General features: G+C 35.4%; 14 protein-coding genes. 12 read left to right on the plus strand and 2 right to left on the minus strand.

From position 1 onward, the window contains the following. Positions 1–317 precede the first annotated feature (317 nt). From OU683_RS07370 to OU683_RS07420, 11 genes are all read left to right on the plus strand, one after another. Positions 318–1,385: a glycosyltransferase gene (locus tag OU683_RS07370; protein ID WP_268136823.1), complete on the plus strand. Its 1,068-nt coding sequence runs from the start codon at positions 318–320 to the stop codon at positions 1,383–1,385. 34 nt (positions 1,386–1,419) lie between these two features. Next, positions 1,420–2,538: a glycosyltransferase gene (locus tag OU683_RS07375; protein ID WP_268136777.1), complete on the plus strand. Its 1,119-nt coding sequence runs from the start codon at positions 1,420–1,422 to the stop codon at positions 2,536–2,538. Positions 2,539–2,620: 82 nt separating this feature from the next. Beyond that, positions 2,621–3,832 (plus strand): hypothetical protein, encoded by a 1,212-nt coding sequence (locus OU683_RS07380; RefSeq protein WP_268136779.1) that lies wholly within the window; start codon positions 2,621–2,623, stop codon positions 3,830–3,832. A gap of 50 nt (positions 3,833–3,882) precedes the next feature. Next, the gene (locus OU683_RS07385) at positions 3,883–4,707 is read left to right on the plus strand and encodes a glycosyltransferase family 2 protein (protein WP_268136781.1); all 825 of its coding nucleotides are present in this window, start codon (positions 3,883–3,885) and stop codon (positions 4,705–4,707) included. A 23-nt stretch (positions 4,708–4,730) separates the two neighbouring features. Next, positions 4,731–5,690 (plus strand): polysaccharide deacetylase family protein, encoded by a 960-nt coding sequence (locus OU683_RS07390; RefSeq protein WP_268136783.1) that lies wholly within the window; start codon positions 4,731–4,733, stop codon positions 5,688–5,690. Positions 5,691–5,756: 66 nt separating this feature from the next. Beyond that, positions 5,757–6,701 carry a GNAT family N-acetyltransferase gene (locus tag OU683_RS07395; protein ID WP_268136785.1) on the plus strand — a complete coding sequence of 315 codons (945 nt, stop codon included), beginning with the start codon at positions 5,757–5,759 and terminating at the stop codon, positions 6,699–6,701. Between the two features lie 195 nt (positions 6,702–6,896). Then, a complete protein-coding gene (locus OU683_RS07400; protein WP_268136787.1) occupies positions 6,897–7,823 on the plus strand; it encodes a DUF2334 domain-containing protein in 927 nt (308 codons plus the stop codon). Positions 7,824–7,826: 3 nt separating this feature from the next. Further along, positions 7,827–8,741: a GNAT family N-acetyltransferase gene (locus OU683_RS07405; protein ID WP_268136789.1), complete on the plus strand. Its 915-nt coding sequence runs from the start codon at positions 7,827–7,829 to the stop codon at positions 8,739–8,741. A gap of 38 nt (positions 8,742–8,779) precedes the next feature. Then, positions 8,780–9,934, plus strand: coding sequence for a glycosyltransferase family 4 protein (locus tag OU683_RS07410; RefSeq protein ID WP_268136791.1), 1,155 nt, complete (start codon positions 8,780–8,782; stop codon positions 9,932–9,934). 18 nt (positions 9,935–9,952) lie between these two features. Next, positions 9,953–11,857, plus strand: coding sequence for an asparagine synthase (glutamine-hydrolyzing) (gene asnB / locus OU683_RS07415; RefSeq protein ID WP_268136793.1), 1,905 nt, complete (start codon positions 9,953–9,955; stop codon positions 11,855–11,857). Positions 11,858–12,047: 190 nt separating this feature from the next. After that, entirely contained in the window at positions 12,048–13,190 is a 1,143-nt protein-coding gene (locus tag OU683_RS07420; RefSeq protein ID WP_268136795.1) for a glycosyltransferase, read from the plus strand. Here the strand turns inward: OU683_RS07420 and OU683_RS07425 are convergent. Both OU683_RS07425 and OU683_RS07430 read right to left on the minus strand, forming a co-directional pair. Next, positions 13,180–14,139, minus strand: a complete 960-nt coding sequence (locus tag OU683_RS07425; RefSeq protein ID WP_268136797.1) for a glycosyltransferase — start codon at positions 14,137–14,139, stop codon at positions 13,180–13,182. The genes OU683_RS07420 and OU683_RS07425 overlap by 11 nt on opposite strands. Before the next feature lie 50 nt (positions 14,140–14,189). After that, on the minus strand, positions 14,190–14,855 hold the full coding sequence (locus tag OU683_RS07430) for an acetyltransferase (protein WP_268136799.1): 666 nt from the start codon (positions 14,853–14,855) through the stop codon (positions 14,190–14,192). A 309-nt stretch (positions 14,856–15,164) separates the two neighbouring features. Here OU683_RS07430 and OU683_RS07435 point away from each other — a divergent pair, with 309 nt between their 5' ends. Continuing rightward, the gene (locus OU683_RS07435) at positions 15,165–15,770 is read left to right on the plus strand and encodes a sugar transferase (RefSeq protein WP_268136801.1); all 606 of its coding nucleotides are present in this window, start codon (positions 15,165–15,167) and stop codon (positions 15,768–15,770) included.

Below are 15,770 nucleotides of genomic sequence, written 5' to 3' on the forward strand. Positions count from 1 at the left end.
CATAAAAAGCTTTGCCGATTTTTTTGAGCATAATATTTGATTAAAGAACTGGGAGGCAACAATAACATCCCTATGGTTTCTTAGAATAAGCAGACAAAAATATGAAAAACATTACTAGAATTTTTTTTTAAGATGTTTAACCTAAATTCTTAAGAGTAATTTAAGTTTGATACTGATTATTTACTAAAAAAAACTCTTATGTGTTAGAATTTCCTTCATTATGAATACAAATTAAAAAGTGTCGCAGTAATTAGGTTTTTAAAAGGTTGTACTTTTGCTTTTTATAATTAAGTCCAAATAGATTGAAAATCTTACAATTGATCCATAAGCCTCAAAATCGGGGAGCAGAAACTTTTGCTTGCCAACTGTCGGGTCATTTAGTTGCCCTGGGTCACCAGGTCGAAATAGTCGCATTATTCAGTGGTGAAGCTTCCTTGCCTTATAAAGGGGAAATTCATAATTTAAATGCATCCCCGGGTACCAGATTTTTTGATGTTAAAGCATGGAAAAGATTGGCAGGGATAATTAGGTCTTTTAAGCCTGATATAGTCCAGGCTAACGCGGGAGATACCTTAAAATATGCTGTTTTTTCAAAGCTTTTTTTTAGATGGAAAACTCCAATATTATTTAGGAATGCCAGTGAAGTCGGACGTTATTTAAATTCAAATTTCCAAAAACATTATAACAGTTTTTTATATCGGCATATAGGCTGGGTGGCTTCAGTTTCAAAAGCTTCAGAACAGGATTTATTACGTCAGTTTTCTTTCTTGAAAGGTAAAACTGAAGTACTCCCTGTTGGCCTGGAGGAAAAAAAGGAGATCCCTCCTGTGAAATTAAATCCTGCTTCAGTAAATCATATTGTTCATGTAGGAGGCTTTAGTTTTGAGAAAAATCATAAAGGGCTCTTACGTATTTTAAAACTGGTACTGGATATGGATGATCAGGTTCACCTACATCTTGTTGGCGATGGGCCCTTAAAAAAAGAAATTGAATTAGAGGTAAAAAAAATGAGGTTGGTAACTAGGGTGTCTTTTCATGGTTTTGTTAATAACCCTCTCTCTTACATTAATGCTGGAAATGTTTTGGTATTGCCCAGTATCATAGAAGGGCTGCCCGGAGTGCTTTTGGAAGCTATGTTTTGTAGGACACCTGTTGTCGCGTATAACGTAGGTGGAATTTCAGAAATAGTTAACCCAGAAACAGGTTATCTTATTGAAAAAGATAATGAGGAAGCTTTTGCTAAGACGGTAGGGGAGCTCCTCGCCAGCTCTGATCCTATTCGCCTTGCTAAGGCGAATGAAATGGTGCGGAAAAAATTTATAAATAAAAACATTGCGTTAAAATTCGTTAATTCTTATCGAAAGCTTGTTGAGGGTGAAGAATAGACTAATTTTGCAATTCGTGTGTTGTTAAAAAATAATGAAAAAAGTCAAAGTCCTCCATTTAATTAAATCATTAGGAAGAGGAGGGGCAGAGATGCTTCTTCCAGAAACACTTAAACTGCATGATCAAAACAGGTTTGAATTCTTCTATATTTATTTTCTACCCTGGAAAGATCAAATGGTCAAACCTATAGCAGACGCAGGGGGAAATATTACCTGTTTTTCCGCTAAAAATAATTTAAAGCTGCTTCAGCGTGCTTCAGAGGTAACCAAATTCTGCAAAGAAAATGATATTGATATTATTCATGCGCATCTTCCGTGGTCAGGATTCTTAGCCAGATTGGTGCACAAGAGGACCAAACTGCCTTTAGTTTATACCGAACATAATATACAGGAAAAATACCATTTCCTAACGAGGACATTAAATAAACATACCTATAATTACCAAACTCTAGCTTTGGGAGTTTCAAATGATGTTTCTCAATCAATTCAACGTAATATTAAGCCGCACATTTCGGTAAAAACTCTTTTAAATGGAGTCAATACCCAGAAATTTAAAAAGAATGACATAAAAGGCAATGAAATCAGGAAGAAATATGGAATCCCTTTGGATGCGGTTGTAGTGGGAAATGTAGCAGTTTTTAGAGAACAAAAAGCAATTCCGGTTTGGTTAAAGGCCTTTAGGGAGATAAGTGAGAATTACCCAGAAGTGTATGGTTTATTGGTTGGTGCAGGACCTAAAGAAGAAGAAATTAGACAATTGATCAGGGAATTTAAATTAGAGGGAAAGGTAAAACTTCCCGGTCTGCAGGTAGAGACACTTCCTTATTTCTCTGCTATGGACATTTTCATGATGAGTTCTGCTTTTGAAGGCTTACCTATTGCACTTTTAGAAGCTATGAGTTGTGAATGTGCCGTAGTATCGACTAAAGCAGGTGGCGTGGTCGAAGTTGTACGTGAAGGGAAAGACGGACTTTTAAGTGCCACTGGTGATTGGAAGGGTTTGGTAGTTAATGTTCAGGATCTGTTGATCAACAATTCAAGAATGGAAGAGTTTAAAAGATCTTCCCGGATACGCGTTGAAAAAAAGTTTAGTCTTCAAAACATGGTATTGGAATTGGAAGAGATTTATCCAAAATTAATACACCAGTTTTGAGATTAGAATCTTTATTTCCTCAAATTAGATCACATTCCAGGATTGTATAAAAAGAAATAATAGGACCTTTACAAACCAAAACATGTTTGGAGTATTATTTTTAATAATATTATTTTATGTCTTAAATCAGGCGATCTTCGGTGTTTACCAAAAGAAGCATAGCTTCTTTAATAAAAAGAAGATGAACCTTCTTTATCTTTACCATTTGTTATTTTACGGAGTTTATTTGTGGTATGCGAATAACAATCCTTCAGATTCCGCAGGATATTTTCGGCATGTTAATGAACACCCCGGTACATGGTTAGAATTGTTTGGGACGGATACGAATTTTATTGAATTTCTTGCATACCCATTTGCATTTGTAGGTTTTAATTACAACATGCTTATGTTGGTATTTGCTTGGTTTGGATTCCTTGGATTCATGTATGCTTACCTTTTCTTCCGGGAAAAAATTCCTATCAAAGTGAAGGTTTTTAGATCTGTTGATCTGCTTACCTTAATTCTGTTTTTACCAAACATGCATTTTTGGACAGCATCCTTAGGTAAGGGTTCCGCGATATTTCTGGGGCTAATGATGTTCACATATGCAATAGCTAGACCAGGTTCTCGACTTTTATTATTAGTTCTTGGGGCAATAATAATTTACTATATAAGACCTCATGTCTTTCTGTTTGTTGCAGTGGGGGCAGTTGTGGGATACATGAGCGGAAAACAATCCATACCACTATGGCAGAAACTTGCCGTATTTATAGGATTAATTGGAGGTTTGGTAATTGCACAGGATCAAATCCTCGCTGTGGTTGGATTGCAGAGTTCAGAGAATTTAATAGAAGATTTTGGATCCTTTTCAGAGGACAGGGCGGAAGATCTTCAGAAAGCGGGTTCAGGAGTTGATTTATCCTCGTACCCATTACCCGTAAAGCTTTTTACTTTTTGGTTCAGGCCTCTATTTATTGATGCCCCAAACATTCTAGGTCTAATTGTCTCTTTTGAAAATCTAGTTTATCTGTTGTTGTTCCTAAAAATCATTAAAAAGGACTTTGTGAAGTTTATCAGAAAATCTCCAGCCCTTGTGAAAATGAGCTTTGTCATTTTTTTCACAACATCTTTTGCAATGACTTTTATAATGTCCAATCTTGGAATAATTATGAGACAAAAATCTATGGTAATGTACTTTCTGTTTTTTGTGATCTATTACTATTTGGCTGAAAAGAAGTACTTAAAAGTTATGAAAATTAGAAAGCTTCGGGCTTTAAATGAGAAAAGGCGGATTCAAAATCTGGTCGGCAATTAGTCTTATTCTGGTGCTAGAAATCAAGCTGAAATTTTTAATTTAGAAGTAAAATGAAAGGTAAGGTAGGAGTTGTTATTTTAACCCATAATAGATTAAGTCTTTTAAAAGTTACCCTATGTAAGGTTTTGGCGCAGACTTATAAGCCTGCAGAAATTCTTGTTGTAGACAATAACTCCGATGATGGAACTAAGAATTTTTTGGCGGACTTGAATGATGTAACAAAGTTGCTTTTAAATGATAACTCCGGGCCGGCAGGGGGATTTTATGAGGGCATCAAATACTTTGCAGAAAATACAGACGTGGATTATGTCTGGTTAATGGATGACGATTTCTTTCCTTTTCCATCTTGCCTTCAAATATTACTGGATAATACTCATAATGAAAAAGTAGTGTATCCATATGTGAGGGAAAAGAATTTGGCCACTCGATTAAAACCTGGGTGGTGGGGTGTACTTGTTCCCTTGCACGTGGTTAAAAAAGTTGGATATCCCAAAAGAGAGCTTTTCTTTTGGGCTGAAGATTCAGAATATTTGCAGACCAGAATGCACAAATTTAATTTTTCTTCAGAATGGATACCTTCAGCTAAAGGGGTGCATTTCACTGCACGGACCACCAATCATCGGAAACCATGGAAATATTATTATGAGGTCCGTAATATGCTGTATATGCGCCTTTATGAGAAGGAACCAACAATTCGAAGATATAAAAAAATGTTGAGGAGCTGGTTTTACTTATTAGGAGCTATTCTTTTTAAAGATGATGATAAATTAAAAAAGTTAAAGTTTTTTATTCTTGGTACCTATCATGGTGTAAGTAGGAAACTGGGAAAGAGAATAGAACCGGGTACAGGTAAAAGATTAAAAATAATTAATTAGGAAATTTCACGAGTTAATAAGATATGCAGGGCAAATTCATCATATCCTTGGACTTTGAACTACTATGGGGCGTCTTTGATGTAGTAGATTATAAATCTAAAAAGGAGTATTTTCGCCAAACCAGAGATATTATTCCCCAAATCCTTTATGAATTTCAGGCGAGTAAAGTTCACGCAACATGGGCTACGGTTGGGATGCTTTTTAATAAAGACTGGGAGGAATGGGAAGAAAACCTGCCCGAAGTACTTCCAAACTATAAGAAGCAGGAATTATCTGCATACGATTATGCCAAGTCAATAAAATCAAGTTCAACAGAGGAATTCTGTTTTGCTCCAAATCTTATTAAGCAGATTGCACATTCAAAGGGACAGGAATTAGCTAGTCATACCTATTCCCACTATTACTGCCTGGAAGAAGGTCAAACTGCTAAAAGTTTCGATAAGGATATAGAAAAAGCTGTAGCTGTGGCCGCCAAAATTGATGTGGAATTAAAATCTCTTGTTTTTCCGAGAAATCAATTCGCACCAGAATATCTTGAGATATGTAACAAGCACGGTATTAAGAATGTAAGGACAAATCCAGATTCCTGGTACTGGAAGGATGCTGCTTCAAATTCGGTTCTGAATAAACTGGGAAGGACAGGGGATGCTTATATGAATCTTGGAAAAAAATCCTATCGCGCGGACACTATAGATGGAAACAGGAATCAATCTCTAGAACAAAAAGCCAGCAGGTTCCTTCGTCCTGCGGAAGGAAGTAAAATCCTGAGAAAACTTAAAATTAATAGAATATTATTTGAAATGGAGCAGGCAGCCAAAAATAATGAAGTTTATCATCTTTGGTGGCATCCCCATAATTTTGGAGATCAACCGGAAAAAAACATGAATGATCTGAGAATCATTTTGGATCATTTTTCACGGTTGCGAACCACGTATAATTTTCAGTCTAAAAACATGGCAGAGTTGGGGGATCTACTCAGGTAAATCTCTGCCATGGAGAAAATTTGAATAGTCCAAAGGACTATGGACACCTTAAACCAATATTGACCAATGATTATTAGAGAAGCAGTAGCCGCAGATGTGCCGGAAATTGTCCAGGTTTTGAAAGCAAGTTTGGGAGAGACAGAATTGCCTTTGTCTGAAGAGATCTGGAATTATAAACACCGAAATAATCCTTTTGGACAATCCATTGTTCTAATTGCTATTGAAGACAAGAACATTGTAGGAGTAAGGGCTTTGATGAGATGGAAATGGCATAGGAATGGAAAGGAATATTTCTGCCTAAGGGCTGTAGATACTGCGACTCACCCGAAACATCAGGGAAAAGGAATTTTTAAAAAATTAACACTTAAAGCTGTCGATGTAGCCCAGACAGAAGGAGCAGATTTTATCTTCAATACCCCAAATGAGAAAAGCAGACCCGGTTACTTGAAGATGGGGTGGGAGATTTCAGGAAAGTTGAAGGTAGGGCTTAGTCCGGCAATTTTGTCTTTTTGGAAATTCAGAAATAGTATTCCAGAATATGAGATAATTTATCAAACCTCTTTTAAAAGATTAGAAGACTTATGTACCGGTTGGAACTTAGGTTTAGAGAAAGAAAAACTACATACTAAAAAATCCGCAAAATATTTGAAGTGGAGATATGAAGAAAATCCTCTGCAGGCATATGAAGTCTTGGTCACTTCAAATTTCTATTTAGCTGGTTATATTAAAAAAAGAAAAAAAATTAAAGAGCTACGAATAGTTGAGTGTATTTTTCAAAATAAGTCAGGAGAAAAGGAAGCAGATAAAATAATACGGAAATGGAGTATGAAGTTTGGGGCTCAGGTAATTTCATTCTCCCCACTTTTGAAAAAGGAATTAATTCCATCAATAAAAGGTAAATTTGGGCCATTAGCTACAGTACGTAACTTAAACTTGACGGAAATTGAAAGAGAGGCTTGTTTTACAACAGAAAACTGGACCTATAGCCTTGGAGACCTGGAGCTATTTTAGATTATTTCTACATCTCGGTCTTTCCTGCTTCTGTCTCTTAGATTGAGCATTTTTTTGATCAAGGGAATATTGGGATACAATAGCACATTTTTTTATTCATAGGCACAGTCTATCTAAAATATTAATAGATTTTTATAATTCGTGAGAGGGCTGACACAAAAGAAAATCTTAATTTTCCAATCATAAAAATAATCTATGTTAAACTGGAAACCTCCAGGAAAGAAAGCAGCTATTTGTTTTACAATAGATGATATCCATCCCGCAAAAAGTACTGATTTTTACGAGGCCGGAGGAGACCTGGAAAAGGGAGCCCTAGGATTGGTTAAATGGTTGCTTGACCGGCATCCTAAATTAAAGGTTACTCTTTTTACAACAGCCGACTGGAGAGAGATATCGCCGGTTCCCACACGAAAAGTTCTGGCATCCATACCCGGGCTGCGTGAAAAATTTTATCTGGCTAGGCGCTGGAAAAAAGGAACTATGAATCTGGAAAATCATCCTGAATTTGTGCAATTCCTGAATGAGATGGAAAGAGCTGAAATTGCATATCATGGTCTTTATCATGTTCATAGAGGATTAAAAATCCCTGTTGAATTCCAGGATCAAAGCGAAGAAGAATTTAAGGTAATTCTGGACGAAATGCTGCGCGTATTTCAAAGTGCAGGAATAGAATACGTTAAAGGAATTTGTCCTCCAGGCTGGAATGCACCGGGGGCTTTACTCGACCAGCTGTCAAAACATGACTTCGATTTTGTCGCCTCTGCAAGGGATATTTTTACAGCTATTTCTAAGGATGCCAAAACTAACATGAGTGGAATAAAAGGGGAACCGCTTATTTATCCTTCTATACTGAAGAATAAAAAAATAATTCATTTCCCCACAAATTTTCAGGCCAATTCCACGATGGAACGTGCTAAAGAAATTATTACTAATGAGGGTCTTCTTTCTATTAAGGCACATATAGTGAAATATATTTTTGGTTACACAGCTATTGATGGAGTGGATGAATTATATATGAATTACCTTGATGTTCTTCTAACCAATCTTGAGCAGGAATATGGAGATGACCTGTGGTGGACTTCCATGGGTGAAATTTCAGAGCACATAAAAAATAACAATTGAGGTATGGAAAAATTTGTAATCAATCCCGAAAATTATCGTTCAGAATATATTAAAAATTTAAATGAATGTTTTAACGGCTGGGGCGGAGATCGTGAATATGATTGGGTGTTTGAGAGGAAAGTGGGGGAGCATTCTGCTGACATACTTTTAATAAGGAATGATGAAGACGGGGTAATTGCCGGCTCGGGAGTTTCTTACCGAAAATTGGAAGGGAAAGGAGTATCTGTTGAAATTGGCATCATGACCGGTTCCTGGACCTTGCCGGCCGCCCGTAAAAAAGGTTGTTTCACCAAAATGATACACTGTTCAAAAGACTTATGCCATAACAAAGATGTACCTTTTCTCACAGCTTTTGTTACAGAGACAAATCCCAGTTCGCGTCGGCTCGAAACTGAAGGATCCTACATGTTTCCAAGCTTCCACCTATTTTCGCCCGAAGTGGTGTTTAAAGATAAAGGTCTTTCTCAGGCGAAGCTCAGAAGCAGTGGAAAAGACACCTACAGGCATATTTATGAAATCATGCAGAAACGACAATCTGATTTTATGAACTTTAGCTATACCTTTGAAGAATTTGTAGGGCAGTACCTGGAGAGGATAAAAGAGACAACGATCTTACAACTTGATGAAGATTTTGCAATTCTTGAAAATGGAGTGAACGAAGTAAAGGTTCTTTTGTTAACCTATTCAAATAAAGAATCATTGAGAAAAAACATTAAAACTGTAACTAATTGGTGCCTGGAGAACAGATCCCTAAAAGCCTTTTTCTTTACAACCAGAGAAGAATTCCATCAGGTAGGCCGGGAACTTAATTTTATTATTTCTCCTGGATATTTTACTATACTGAGTTCTTCAAATGGAGAGGTTATGGATGATAGTCTTTTTAATACTCTAAATATAAATATGGCAGATAAGATGTAAGCTTATTCCCTGCTAATTTTAGATCCTGAGATTGAAAAATGAAAAAACTTATTAGAATTACCACTGTTCCTTTATCTCTTGAAAAATTGCTGGAGGGGCAGCTAAATTTTATGCAAAGGGAATATGAGGTGATTGCCGTTTCTTCAGAGAAAAATAAATTAAATGAACTCGGTAGAGAAATAGGGGTTCGCACCTATCCGGTGGCAATGACCAGGGAGATCACACCAATAAAAGATTTGGGTTCTCTTTGGTATTTGTACCGTTTCTTAAAAAAGGAAAAGCCACTTATAGTTCATACACACACGCCCAAAGCTGGTGTGGCGGGAATGATAGCGGCAAAAATGGCTGGGGTTCCTCTAAGGTTACATACAGTTGCAGGTCTTCCTTTACTGGAAGCCCAAGGGCTGAAAAAGAAGATGCTTGAATATGTTGAAAAGGTAACCTTTGCCAGTGCTACTCATGTTTACCCCAATTCTGTTCAGATTTACAAGTACTTAAAAGACAAAAAGTTTGCTTCCAAAGATAAATTGAAGGTAATCGGTAAAGGAAGCTCTAATGGGATTGACACCGGATACTTCGATCCTTCACTCTTCCCTAATGAAGAAAATTTGAAAATCAGAAAATCTGTTGGTATTCCGGAAAATGATCTTGTCTTTATCTTCGTGGGAAGGCTGGTGAGGGATAAAGGGATTAATGAACTGGTAGAAGCTTTTGATAAGGTAAATAAAGAATTTCCTGAAACTTCCCTTTTATTGGTGGGACCTTTTGAAGCTGAACTGGATCCTTTAAAACCCGAAATTATAGAAAAGATGAGCATACATTCTAAAATAAAAGAGGTGGGATATCAAAGCGATGTAAGACCTTTCTTTTCTATTGCAGATGTACTTACATTTCCCAGTTACCGGGAAGGCTTTCCAAATGTGGTGATGCAGGCAGGTGCCATGGGATTGACATCAATTGTAACTGACATCAATGGCTGTAATGAAATAATCAAAGAAGGAGTGAACGGCACTATAATTCCTGTAAAGAACACCAAAGCTCTTTATGACGCTATGAAAAAGATGATCGTTGATGAAGAGTTTAGAAAATCCACAGGAGCCAAATCCAGAAAATTGATTAAAGAAAATTTTGAACGTCGGGAAGTATGGAAGGCTCTTTTAGCTGAATATAAACGTCTTGAAGCTCAATTGTAACAAAAACGATAAAATTATATGTGTGGAATAAACGGGTTGATCTCAACTGAAATTGAGAAGGCTTCAGCTATATCAGAAAAGCTGACGCTAATGAATCGGGAGATCATCCATCGGGGACCCGACCAGGATGGATTTTTTGTTCAGGACAATGATATTTACTCTTTGGGAATGGCTATGCGCCGGCTTTCTATTATTGATCTTAGCACAGGAAAACAGCCTATGCTTTCTGATGATAAAAAAGTCGCACTGGTCTTTAACGGAGAAATATATAATTACCTTTTTTTAAAACAAGAGTTACAAAAACAAGGATTTGAGTTTAATACTACTTCAGATACAGAAGTAATTCTAAGACTGTATGAAAAATATGGCACCCGTTCTTTTGCTATGCTGGATGGCATGTTTGCATTCAGTATCTATGATAAAGATTTAGATAAAGTTTTTATTGCCCGGGATTATTTTGGGGAAAAGCCTTTGTACTACACACAGGATGAAAAAACTTTTTACTGGGCCTCTGAGCTCAAATCTATAATTATAAATAAGTTAAGGAAACCTGCAATCTCCAATAAGGGAATAAATCTTTATTTTCAGTTTACTTATATTCCTGCTCCATATACCATTTATGATAATATTTTTAAACTGGAAGCAAACCACTACCTGGAATATGATTGCAAGAAGTCTAAAATTTCGATCCATGAAATTGAACAACAATTGGACGAAAGTGACTTTTCTGATATTAGTTTTAAGGAAGCTAAATCAAAAGCTCATGATCTGGTACAGGATAGCGTAAAAAGCAGATCGGTTTCCGATGTGCCTATAGGTACTTTTCTTTCCGGCGGGGTAGACTCTTCCGTAGTTTCCCTTTGTCTCGCTCAACAGACTTCAGCTAAAATTGATACTTTTTCGATAGGTTTTGAGAAAAAATCTTTTGATGAAAGCGATAAATCCAGGACAGTCGCTAATCTTATTGGCAGCAACCACCACGAGTTCATAGTGTCCGAAGGAGATATGAAGGACAGTGTGGAAAATATCCTCCTCAATTTTGATGAACCATTTGCGGATTCTTCTTCTTTACCTACTTACCTGGTGGCGCATAAAACAAGGCAGCAGGTAAAAGTGGCTCTTACAGGGGACGGGGGAGACGAAGTTTTTGGTGGATATAATAAATATTACATAGGAAAGCTCAACAGTAAATATACCTCTTTTGTGCCTAAACCTATTCACAGGGCGGTTCAGAAAACAACCGCTCCTTTTCTTACTACCAAAGATGACAACAGGGGGTACAGGTTTAAGGCTAAACGTTTGCTTAAAGCAGTTAATTATGAAGGGGATTTTTATTATAATATAATGTCGCTGGGTTTCCCGCAGGAAGAATTGAAAAGTATTTTACAGAAAGAATTTCATGATTCTACAGCCCTCAATTATTATAAAGAAAAAATAGGCGACTCAAACAAGACCTTGCAGGATTTTAGAAAGATAGACCAACTGGTTAGTCTGGAAGGGGATATGCTTGTAAAAGTCGACAGGACAAGTATGCTGACTTCTTTGGAAAGTCGTTCTCCTTTTCTGAATAAGGAGCTGTGGAATTTTACATCAAAGTTACCCGAGGATTATTTAATGAAAGGCTGGAACAAAAAATATCTTTTAAAAGAGGCTTTTAAAAAGTATTTTCCCGAAGGCTTTCTGGAGAAATCAAAGAAGGGGTTTGGCGTTCCGGTAGGGGACTGGCTTAGGGGATTTTTAAAAGAAGATTTAATCTCTTATGCAGATAATAATTTTCTTGAAATTCAGGGGATTTTTAATATAAAGGAAGTTAATAGCTTGGTAAATAATCATCTATCAGGAAAGATTGATAATACTTTTAGAGTCTGGACCTTTTTCTGTTTTCAGAAGTGGTATAAACAAATTTATTCAAGCAATCATTAATTTAGATTTTATTGACATGCTACCTGAGTCTGATTCTACAATTAATTGAAGTATAATTGCTGTTTCTTGTGAATAATCAATATTTTTAGAACCTTAGGTTAAAGGTAAAGTAATTAGAATAAGAAAATTTTCTTATGGTTAAATTTTGGAATCGTGTTAATTCCTCCACTGTCTTAATAAACCTTTTTTAATGAAGGTATTATATTTAATTGATTCTTTGGAAGGTTATGGAGCAGAAAAAAGTTTGGTGCATATTGCTTTGAATATGACCACTGTAACTCCCGTTTTTGTTCATATTTATAAGGGTGAAAAACTTAAAGCCACTCTGGAAGAAAAAGGAATAAAGGTTTATTCTCTGAATCTAGATCACCTATATGGGTTTAAAAAAGCTGTTGAGCTACTTTCTCAAATATTGATAAAAGAGAATCCAGAGATTTTACATTCTACTTTATTCAGGGCCGAAATAGTAGGGCGATTAATGAAAAAAAAATTTCCTAATGTCATTTTGGTGGGAAGCTTTGTAAGTAATTCTTATGGTAAATTGCGTTACTCCCAATTGTCTTTTCTTGCTCGTATAAAACTCTTCTCCATTCAACAAATTGACAGGGCCACCGCTGGAAGGGTTGATTATTTCATATGTAATTCTAAAACAATAAAGATATCTAATATTAAAGCTTTGGGAATACCGGAGGATAAAGTTCATGTCATTTACAGGGGAAGAAGTTTTGAAGGAAGTAAAAATTCGAACAAATACATTTATCCATTTCTAAATGAAATAAAAAATGAAAATAAAAAGATCTTTCTGAATGTGGGAAGATTGGCAAAAGGCAAAGGTCAATTGGATTTACTTAAGGCTTTTCATATGTTGAATCAGCGCAAGTCGGGAAATATACTTGTTGTGGCTGGTGACGGTCCCCTTAGAGAAGAGTTAAGTCAGACTATTAAGGAAATGAAACTGGAAGAAGATGTATATCTAATTGGATATACAGAAGAGGTTCCTGAGCTTTTTTCAATGGTAGACTTTTTTGTTTTTCCAAGTTATTTCGAAGGGCTTCCCGGAGCTCTTATAGAAGCCACTATTTATAATACACCTTCAATAGTTTCGGATATTATGGAAAATAAAGAGTGCTTACCTGCAGATGGTGCCCTCTTTTTTCAGCCGGGAAACATAAACCAGTTAAGTGAAAAGATGGAAGAAGCTCTATATATTGAAAATTGGGAACCACGAGTAAAAAAAGCATTTGAATACGCTCAGGAAAATTTTAGAATTGAATGCATAAGTAAGGAATATGAAATTTTTTACACTCAGATTAAGAGTAAATTTAAGAAGTAAGTTTCTTCCAATTTTTAATTAACAGAAGGGTTTTCCTAAAATTTAATTGAGTAAGATTTAAAAAAACCAAATATCTCTTAATCTTATTAATTTTTTTTTGAAAGATGGATACTATATCCCTTTTACCTTGTTTCGAATAGTAATATGTTAATTGTTGGTAAGTATTAATTTTCGCATATAATTTAGGTTCCAGGGCCATATTACTCCACATCCCTTCTTCATGGGTTCTATAATAAGCAGGCTGAATTTCTTGTAAAAATTTTCCAGGCCCCTTTTCCCCAAGCAAGGAGCAGAGAAAAACGTCCATAGCAATAACATTTGCAATTTCTTGAGGAAGGTCCTTATTTAAAATATTTCTAAAGAAAATTGTTAGAGGGGCTGGATGTACAAAAGAAAAGATCAATTCATCAGCTTTCAAATCCCTTTTTATGGGACACGCTTTGGGTGAGAAGCTTATAATCTGTCCATTTGCGTTTAGGATTTTGTAGTTGTGGTAACAAATTGAATAAGAAAGGTTCTGCTCCATAAAACTGAATTGCTTTTGAAGTTTATAGGGATCCCCCCAAAAATCATCTCCTTCACAAATAGCAACATATTTTCCATTTGCATGGAAAAAATTATTTAAAATGGGGAAATTCCCCGTTGGTACATCCGAAACTCTAATATTATTAGATCTGGAATGAAGGAATAATCTTATTTTATAAGGATATTTTAGCGCAAAGTCAATACATATTGCCCGTGTGTCATCACTGGATTCATCTTCTGAAAGTAAAATTTCAAAAGGAAAATCCGTTTTCTGAGACAGAATACTTTTCAGACACTGGGAAATAAATTTTTCATGATTATATGCTTGAACACATACTGAAACCAAGGGATTTTCCTTTACTTGATGAGAAAATTCTTTTACGGGGCTAAATTCGAATTTTGATTTGAATTCTTTAAAAGTCATAAATAATAAGTTGGACATAATTCCTTATAAAGGAGAAAAGCATAGATCATTTATTGAAGATGTTTGTTGTTCATTTTGTCATAGGTAATAGTTCTCTTTTTAGTAGGAGAAGGGCTATATACTTCACCGTCACCTGTATCCTTAGTAATAACTGCTCCCATTCCTATAACATTCCTCTTTCCAATTTTCACATCAGGTTTTATGGAGCAATTAATCCCTAAAAAGGAATTTTGTCCGATCACAACATTAGATCCAATTACTGGATGACTCAATAGTGAATTTTTACAAACTTTAGTATGATGTCCAATTCTAACTCCAATTAAAATACAGTTATCTTCAATTTCTACAAAAGGTTGTATTCCTGATCCCCCTCCAATAAAAACATTTTCCCCATATTTTAAATTTTCCATATAGCTGGCAAAAGAGGAAACATAGCTGGCTAATTTATATCCTTTACTTTTGGCCGCTAAAAATATTCGCTCGCGTACTATGTCATTGCCAACTGTTATAAACAGCTCATATTCCTCTGGTGAAAACTTACTCTCAATATCATCAAAATTTATGAGCGGCAAATCCGAAGATATTTCCTTTTTTACCTTTAAATAAGATCCTTCTACACAATAAGCCACAACATCGTAAGGACTATCCTGGTTAAAAACGTAAGCAATGTATTCGGCAAATTTACCCAATCCGTAAATTATCAGCTTCTTTTTCATTTTACTATTTTTCTTCAAATTCTTTGATTATGGCTTGTTCAATTTTGCGCTCGGTTATATCTCAGTTCTAGATTCTATTTTAATTATTATCGTACTCTTCATTTAACTCTTAATATCTTTTTGGGGAAATAACTTTCAAGAAGGTTTCAAAAATATTAGAATTTTAAAATTCCATTAAGAATAGTTTTATAATCGATTATTATTTTTAGCTAATTTAGATTTCTGGATTATTACCAAAAATCCTTTAACAAAACTTTACATAGGTGTTTCCTGCCAAATCTATTAGTTTTGTAGCGAAAAATAGAGTGCGTGTACAGGATTTTTTTTAAACATTTAATAGACTTTTTATTGTCCTTCTTCGGGTTTATTTTTTTATTGCCCATTTTTATTTTAATAACAATTCTTCTGGCTATTTATAACGGGGGAAACCCTTTTTTTATGCAAATTAGACCTGGGAAGAATGCTCGTTTGTTTAAAATAATCAAATTTAAAACAATGAGTGATGCCAGAGATGATGAGGGAAATTTATTGCCAGATTCTGATAGATTAACTTTTATTGGTAGAATTGTGAGAAAAACATCTCTGGATGAAATTCCTCAGTTAATTAATGTAATAAAGGGAGATATGAGCCTAATAGGGCCAAGACCCTTATTACCTGAATACTTAGATCATTTTAGTAATTTCGAAATGCAACGTCACAAAGTTCGTCCGGGAATTACTGGATTGGCTGCTGTAAAGGGAAGGAATTCTATTAGCTGGCAAAAGAAATTTGAATATGACGTATGGTATGTGGATAATGTTTCCATGTGGATGGATATTAAAATATTGTGGTGGACTATGTTAAAGGTTTTAAAATCTGAAGGAGTTAATTCTGCGCACATGTCAACTGCAGAGCCTTTTAAAGGAAATAATTAA

The organism is Salinimicrobium sp. TH3 (genome assembly GCF_026676115.1).
In the GTDB taxonomy this organism is placed as follows: Bacteria; Bacteroidota; Bacteroidia; order Flavobacteriales; family Flavobacteriaceae; genus Salinimicrobium.